Origin of the sequence: uncultured Shewanella sp. (assembly GCF_947495455.1) — a bacterium.
Lineage (GTDB): Bacteria > Pseudomonadota > Gammaproteobacteria > Enterobacterales > Shewanellaceae > Shewanella.
This window is the reverse complement of sequence record NZ_CANLZC010000160.1, coordinates 1-8,134: the sequence shown is the minus strand read 5'-3', so window position 1 is coordinate 8,134 and position 8,134 is coordinate 1. Positions and strand designations below refer to the sequence as shown.

At 39.9% G+C, this 8,134-nt stretch carries 4 protein-coding genes; all 4 read right to left on the bottom strand.

Features of this window, described 5'->3' with window-relative positions; genetic code table 11:
* Positions 1 to 453 precede the first annotated feature (453 nt).
* Positions 454 to 1,068 carry a hypothetical protein gene (locus Q0791_RS23740; protein WP_299011739.1) on the bottom strand — a complete coding sequence of 205 codons (615 nt, stop codon included), beginning with the start codon at positions 1,066 to 1,068 and terminating at the stop codon, positions 454 to 456.
* 542 nt (positions 1,069 to 1,610) lie between these two features.
* Entirely contained in the window at positions 1,611 to 4,892 is a 3,282-nt protein-coding gene (locus tag Q0791_RS23735) for a DEAD/DEAH box helicase family protein (RefSeq protein ID WP_299011738.1), read from the bottom strand.
* Entirely contained in the window at positions 4,892 to 6,739 is a 1,848-nt protein-coding gene (locus Q0791_RS23730; protein ID WP_299011737.1) for a DUF262 domain-containing protein, read from the bottom strand. Before Q0791_RS23730 ends, Q0791_RS23735 begins: the two co-directional genes overlap by 1 nt.
* Entirely contained in the window at positions 6,714 to 8,066 is a 1,353-nt protein-coding gene (locus Q0791_RS23725; protein ID WP_299011740.1) for a restriction endonuclease subunit S, read from the bottom strand. Before Q0791_RS23725 ends, Q0791_RS23730 begins: the two co-directional genes overlap by 26 nt.
* Positions 8,067 to 8,134 lie beyond the last annotated feature (68 nt).

The following is an 8,134-nucleotide window of genomic DNA, read 5'->3' as shown; positions in this document are numbered from 1 at the left end:
TTCGACAGGCAACGAAATAAAACTCGGAAAACCTTGCTATAGCTGTATCTCAAGCAGCTATTTGATCAACAAGGCTTCTCGAAACTCCAGCACCACAAAAAAACACAACCCTACCTTGGTCTCTGGCTAATAAGAGTTCATCCGGTATGGAAGGTCCATTTTCGAGAAACCGCATTATTTTTCCTTCTCTGCTTAAAATTATAATTTTTAAATATTCAGCCGTAAGTGATTATTCATCACATTAATTGAGATTATAAATACCTCACAATGCAATAATAACAATATCATTACGATACCATATTTAAATTAAAGCCTTAGATAAGAACTCGTTCCAGATTTGAAAACTCAGCCTTGAGAGTTAAACGATTCAGAAGTGATTTATCTGCCTTGTCTTGTATCCAAAAACCTCCAACACAAAATCAGCATCGCTACCACCAAAGTCAGCCAAGGTCATCAATTCGGCTGCCAAACACGGCTACTCAATTTAATCGAAAAGGAATAAGGTGCGCCAGTATAATCACAACCAAAGCTGATATAATATTTTGAATTCAAATATGAAAAAATGTGGGCATGTGGCCACCATCTGGTCATGATTAACTCCTCTGGGTCATAACCAATATCCAACAACATTTGATCTGAATTAAACGCCGTATCCCAATCACAGGGGCCCGTATTCAATAACTCCATTAGAATAAAAGTGATTTTATCGCCATCGGCAGCTTCAAACAGAATTCTTCTATCACCTTCAGCCACAATAACATTCCCAGCTTGATTCGGTACTGTATTAAAAATTCTCGCAACATCAACGCCATCCATATCAAGGTAACGCTCCAACTGAGTTATTTTTTCAGCAAAGCTCTCAGGTTTCGATTGCATAGACTGATGATTAGACGTGACATTCTCTGTATTGTTAGGGCTAGATGGTGTTGGGAGAGGTTTTATTTGTTTCGCATGTTCAGGACAAGGGACATCAGAAAAACTCATCTTTCCTTGATACTCGCACTGATAATAAGCACTAACAGAGAAAATATTCCCCATCAACACCAAAAATAAGAATAATCGGCTCATTCCATTGATCCAATCTTAGATAGTTGCTTCTCATTATAGACAATGAGATGACTTACAAATTACAAGGGATTTTCTATCGCCAATAAACCCCCTTCCACACAAAGTAAGAAGCGATTTTCAACTGCCTATTCGGCAGATCACAAAATACATATCCCAATTGTCGCTATACCCAGACTTATGCTTTAATGTTGTTTCAACCATAAGCTGACATATTGTAAATCAAAGATCAGTATCTTAGGAATCAATTAACACCAAAAGCGTGCATAAAATATCAGCATAAACGTGCATAAAATCGCTTCTTAACCTGACAAACCACAAAGCTCTTTGATTGATGTAATAGAGGCATGTTGTTTTGTTACAGATAAAATCGAGCATTTTTAATGCTCGATTTTGGATAGAAGTCATTTAGCTCTGTTACTCTAAATAACACCAAGATCATTATCTGTATTGGCTCAATACTCTGATTGCCAATCAATCTAATCTGAACAGATAATGGCTAGTGTAACACTAGCCATTAAAAACAAACGTTGTTAATAAGTCGTTTACTTAGCCAACCCCTTAATAAGCACATCAAACATCAATCCTGCAAAACCTTTCGCCACGGCTTCGTTAGACAGTAGTTTCATCGCCATGTCGTTGTGAACGTCCATGCTTTCAATAACGGCATCGTTGATTGAAGTAGGGAATTCGCCCAGCATTGCTTGTTCTTTGGTGTTGCTGCTAACCTGATCCATTGCCACTTCATTTTCAGAGACTTTGCCCATGATCGTATTGGCATAATTGAGCATATCGTTTTCAGATAGACCATCCTCAATAAACAGGTCATTCATGCGTTCAATAATTTCATTGAGTAATTCAGTCTTAGGATCTTTCGGTGCAGCGCCAGAGCCTTCTTTACTTGGCGCTAAGTAAGATGCAGGTTCTTCACCCACTTTATTACCTAGCTGTAAATCAGCTTCTCTTTGCTCGTGTAAACGATAGTGAGTCATTGCAACATCACTAAGATCAATATCATCTTCAATGGCATCAAAGCGCAATAGAGGATGTAAATGCTTGGCAAACACACTTAACCTTTCAAGTTCATAATCATTAAAATCAACGATCTGAGAGCTAAACTCATAGTAGCGATAGAAAGAGATTAGATCCTTCTTAAATACTTCCAGAATATCCCTGGCTTCTTTAGCATTTTTAACGCTGTTTTCACAAAATTTAATCGCCTTATCATTGCGATCAATCTTGGCTTTAGAAAGCTCAGCCTGTGCTGAATGTAATACCTGAGTTGCTTCTTTATATCGTACTGTAAAACGTTCTACAGGTGCTTTGCATAGGTTCGCTAGCTTTGCTTGATTGGCTTGTTTGCTGTTATAGGCAGTAACAAAGACTTCCACTTCAAACCATTGATAAATACCAACCTCAGCGAGCTTATCCATAATTTCATAAACAATATTGGGATCAGATACGCCAGCAAGCTCTGCCGTCTGGTAATAAACCTTAAACTCTTCCAATACATCTTCAGGCTCATTCACAAAATCCAGAACAAAGGTCATATCCTTGCCTTTGTAGGTTCTGTTTAGCCTTGATAATGTCTGGATACACTCAACACCTTTTAATGGCTTATCTACGTACATAGCCACTAGCTTGGGTTGGTCAAAACCCGTTTGGAACTTATTTGCCACTAACATCACTTGATAGTCATTAGTGTCGAAGGCTTTACGCATATCCCTACCACGCAGGTTAGGGTTCATATTCTTTTCGGTAAAGGGTTGATCATTCCCTTGTAACAGAGAGTAGTCAGGATCATCCACCTCACCTGAAAACGCCACCATAGCATTGACGTTCGCATAGCCTTTTTGCTGTACATACTTTTCAAAAGCCAGTTTGTAGCGCACCGCTTCCAAACGGCTACTGGTGACCACCATTGCTTTGGCTTCACCACCCAGTAAATGCTTAATCTTACTATTAAAGTGTTCAACAATCGTTTCCACTTTCTGGCTAATATTATAAGGGTGTAGCCTTACCCACTTCGCCATTTTTGACGATGCTTTTTTGCTATCGACTTCTCTATCGGTAGCGGGGTTGTCATGAGCTAATTGATAAGCCACTCGGTAACTGGTGTAATTTTGTAATACATCCAGAATAAAGCCTTCTTCTATCGCTTGACGCATCGAGTAAACATGAAAAGGCAGAGGTTTATTGGTATCACTCGCTGGCTCATCAAGATTTGGTCTACGACCAAAGAGTTCAAGTGTTTTAGCTTTTGGCGTTGCGGTAAAGGCAAAATAACTGATGTTATTTGAGCCTTTTCTTGCTTCTAATGACAAGCGCAGTATATCTTCCGGATCTAGCTCAGTATCCCCTTCCAGCTGCTCAGACATTAGCACTTCACGGAGCTTACGGGCAGTTGTACCCGTTTGGCTTGAGTGCGCTTCATCAGCAATGACAGCAAAGCTTCTACCAGCAAGCGTTGAGTCTTTACGGATAGCTTCTAAAACATGTGGGAAGGTCTGAATGGTCACAATGATGATTGAGGTACTGGCTTTTAGCTCACCTGCTAATTGACTTGATTTACTGCGCCCACCACCTGAAGAGAGGGCTTCTTCTCGATTAACACGGGCGATCATGCCTTCATTATGGTCAAACTGATAAATAGTATCTTGTAGCTGACTATCAAGCACCGTTCTGTCAGTGATCACAATGACAGAATCAAACACCTTATCACCGACTTTTTTACCCAGTTCTGGATGATCGCTCTCTATGGATGGAGAAGTATAATGCTTAGAGGCTAATTGATGTGATAACCAGGCAATCGAGTTGGATTTACCTGAGCCAGCACTGTGCTGAATAAGGTACTTTTCACCCGTACCTTCAACATCGACTGTATCAAGCAGTTTAGATACTACAGCCCATTGATGATAACGAGGGAAAATAAGGGTTTCTTTAACCTTAATGGAACCATCTAGCTGCTCTTCATCTTTTACTTCAAGATGAATATAGCGGCTCAAGATCAACAGCAGATTATCTTTCTGAAAGATCTCATTCCACAAATAAGCGCTAGAATAGATATCGGAGCCATCAGCGGATAAAGAGTCAGGTATATCATTACCTTTACCACCATCGGATGTGCCTTGGTCAAACGGTAAGAAATACGTCTTTTTACCGTTTAAGCGAGTAGTCATAGCAACATTGTATTGGCTCACCGCAAAGTGAACCAATGCGCCACGTTTAAAGGTCAATAATGGCTCAGGCTTACGCGTTTTTGGGTCTTTCGGTTGCCTGTCCTTCATATACTGGACTTTGGCATTATTAATCGACTGCTTAAACTCAGATTTAAGCTCGCAAGTTGCCACTGGAATACCGTTAACGAACAGAGTTAAATCTAACCGGCCATCATAACCATTAGGCGAGTAAACCAGCTCAGGTACCACTCGCAGAATATTTTGCTCATATCGAGTACTGGCAGCAAGGTTTAAGTCGTGATCAGGCTTAAAGCTGCATATATCAAACTTAGCCCCTCGATCTTTTACCTGATTTCGCAGTACCCACAAGGTGCCTTTGCCCTTTAAATCACGCTCTAATGATTTAAGTAAGGCATCAGTCGTAGCAGTTGGATTACGGTCAGTATCAGGGTAGTGTTGCGCTAATTTATCCCACTGCTCAGGTTGTGTTGCTTTAGCAAACGCAACCACATCCTCGGGGTAAAGAGCTAATTGTTTGTTGTATTTATTCGACTCACCTAGCAACCAACCTTGGGATTGCATCTGATCAAGGATGTCGTTTTGGAACTGTGCTTCTCTGGTAATAGCTTCTTGTGCTGCATTTGGCATTATTTATCTCCCTCCAAACACCAGATCTGCTCTGCGATTTGGCGATACAAATCTCGTCTGGTTTGAACATCTACTATCTTCATTTTAGCGTGTGCTTGGAAAGCCAAACCGTTGTGGGAAATTAGCTTATTGAAGTTTGGGTTGTTCTCGTAAGTCAAAGGGTGCAAAGACTTTACCAGAAGATTTTCTTTAATGTAGTGTTCTACTTTTTCTGTGTAAGGTTGATCACTGTATGACTGATTTGTGCCTCTTGGTAGTAATACCAATGCCCCAATACTGTTACGAGTGTCATTAAAGTCATTAAGCTGCTCAAACTCATCTCGATGATTGTCGAAATTGTTTGCCCACAAATGTTCAATCTCATACGGCTTACCATTTGTAGCGTGATAGTAAGTGGCAAAATCGGTATTTTCGCCAGCTAAACCATCAACATAACCCGATAGGCGTGAAAGCAAGTATTTCACAAAACGACCATTTTGACCGTGTAGGCGGAACGACTCAAAGCCATTCCATTGCTCATCCATCTCAGCGAGCTTTGTATCAAAAATAGTAATTAGCTCGTCATAGTCTTTATTGCGTATCTCTTTGACTAAGTTATACATGGTATAACGAATGGAACTAGACGAAAATGTTCTGAAGTTTATTGAACGCCGCACACAGAATATGTCTATGTATTTGGCTACCAAATTCATTTTTTGATTAGCTAAAGCCACAGAGTCTATTGTTTTGAGTGGTGCAAGCATCAAAGGGTAGCTTAGTGAGGTAGCGATCCCCCATTGATAGATATAGTGAATTGAGCCTAATTCAGGTGTGAAGCTTGCTTCAGCCTCTCGAATGCGTTGATAAGCATTAACATAGTATTTAAACTCAGTATTGATAAACGCATCAAACTCAGCTTCACCCGCCTTAGCTAAACCTATTTTACCTAAATTATCTCTAACCCAATTGTGAAATCGAGTGCCTATTTTCTCGAAATCTTCATTGAGTGAACCAGCTTTACTTTGCCTGATTGACTCGGCATATTTTGCTCTTAACCAAGCTTGAACAAAACGCTGATCTTCTTCTTTATCAAACGCTTTTAGGTCAATAATGGTCTTCTTCCAAAAATCATTAGCGTGTTTACGCTTGGCATCGTCACGATACTTTGAAAGTAAAAAGCCTTTTAACATTTCAGTAGGAGTGAGGTTTAAACCTCTGTCGTTCATCGTTTCAAAAATGGTGTAAGCGTTTTCATCGCTATAAGCCACAATTTCGACTAAAACAACGAGCCACCTTAACCAATCAAGAAACAACGGCAAAACTTCAACGTTAATAATATCAACAGGAAAAGCATCACAAATATTTTGATAACGCGCTACCATATTCACCGTAGAGGCGTCAGCATCATCAGGTGGCGTATAGGCATCAGTATTAAACAGAGCGTCAATACAAGCAGTTCGTTCTGGCACATTAATATTGAAAGACTTTTGCCCAAATTGCTCAGAAAAAATCATTCCTGAAATAGCTTCGTTCAAACCTAGCTCTTTTTGTTTATTATTAAGATAAATAAGAAACAATGTGAGCGAGGTTAGACGCTGTTGACCATCAATAATGCTCTTCTTACCGCCTTTTTCGCTTAATACAAAAGGACCTAAATAGTAACTGTTGTAATCAGCAACATCTTGTCGTTGATGCGTAGGTTCATAGTTATCTAAAAAAGCATTGCATAGGTCAGTCACCAACTGCTCAATATGGGTTTGTTCCCAACTATATTCACGCTGATAGTAATCAACGGTATATTTTTTATTATCGAGCACTTCTAAGATAGAGCGATTATTGGCTTCAATCTTGTTTTCTAAACGGCTCATCCTTGAACTCCTTGTCATTGCCCTGTTCTGAAACAAAGTGGCGCACATCAATCTTACCTGTAACTGCTGCTGATATGAGGGCGGTTTTGCGTTCTTCCAAAAGACTAATTCCAGTCCTTGTTCTTGCTTCAAGTTGTGAGAACTTTTCCATTTTAGAGCATAAGTGCTGAACTATTGATAGTTGCTCATCCATCGGAGGGACTGGCAATAAGCCATTAGCCAAGTACTCGTGTTCAATACTTTCAACCGTAGCACCTTCTTTCGACCACTCTAGAAGAAGGGCTTTTTCATTTCCAACAATAAAATGCATTGCGAAATCTACGGCCATTTTTTGATTGAATTTTAGGGCTTTCATATCTTGATTAAGGGTAACGATTACATCATTTATCGCTACAGGAATAGTTCGTTGCAAAATTCCTGAACGCACAACCATTAGTAATGCGCCAGAATCAACATAGTTGGTAGAAGACTCCGCAACAGCTCTATTTGTAATATAATCACTTGTCTTCGTAATTCTTTGAGACTTCATATCTTTCGGTGATACCCAAGGGACTGAGCCATTTGTCCAATAGCTCAAATTGTCTTTGGTTGGAGTGCCACCACCTGAGAAATCACATAGGTGTTTTAACGGCGTCATATCCCAATGCTCTGGCACTTCACCCAACCATTTCACACCAGAGTCTTTCATTGGGCATTGACTGCCATTGATTGAAGAGATGCCTTTGGTCACAGCGTGAGAAATCACCGCTTGGCGTTTTTCTTTTAACAGCTCAATTAAGCTTTCCTGCTTGGCGATTAAGCTGTCGATTTTGGCGGTTTCGTGGTCGAGGAAGTTGGCGATTTTTTGTTGTTCTTGTAAAGGTGGGTAACAAACTGTTAAGTTTTCTAAAGTACTCATCCCTATATTTTGTTGTGTACCAAACGTCCAGCTCAATTGAACCGATTTTTGAAAAGAATCTGAACGGAGGTAGTTCAGTAAAAAATAAGGGTTATAATTATCTTTGCACCTCATTACAGCCAGTGGAGACCAAATGTTAAATCGCCTATCTGTTTCCACAATTGCTGTTATACCTGTTGTAGCACCTGATTTTATCATATACACATCAAGCAATTGAGGACGGTATTTTTGACTAAACAATACATCATCCTCTTCGGAAATGAATCCTCTAATTTTATCGAAGTTAATATAGCCACCTGATACAGCTTCAGCTGATACGAATGGAATACCATCATCTTGAAATACAGGTGTAGAATGCGGGCCATCAGTCATTGGAGTTGACAACACGTGCTTCAATGCAGTTACCTTCCAGCTCGAAGGCTGATGAATCCCCAGTTTTTTTACTCACAGGTGATTCCCAGGAAGTTGATTTTATTTGGGAACTTTCATGGCATTGT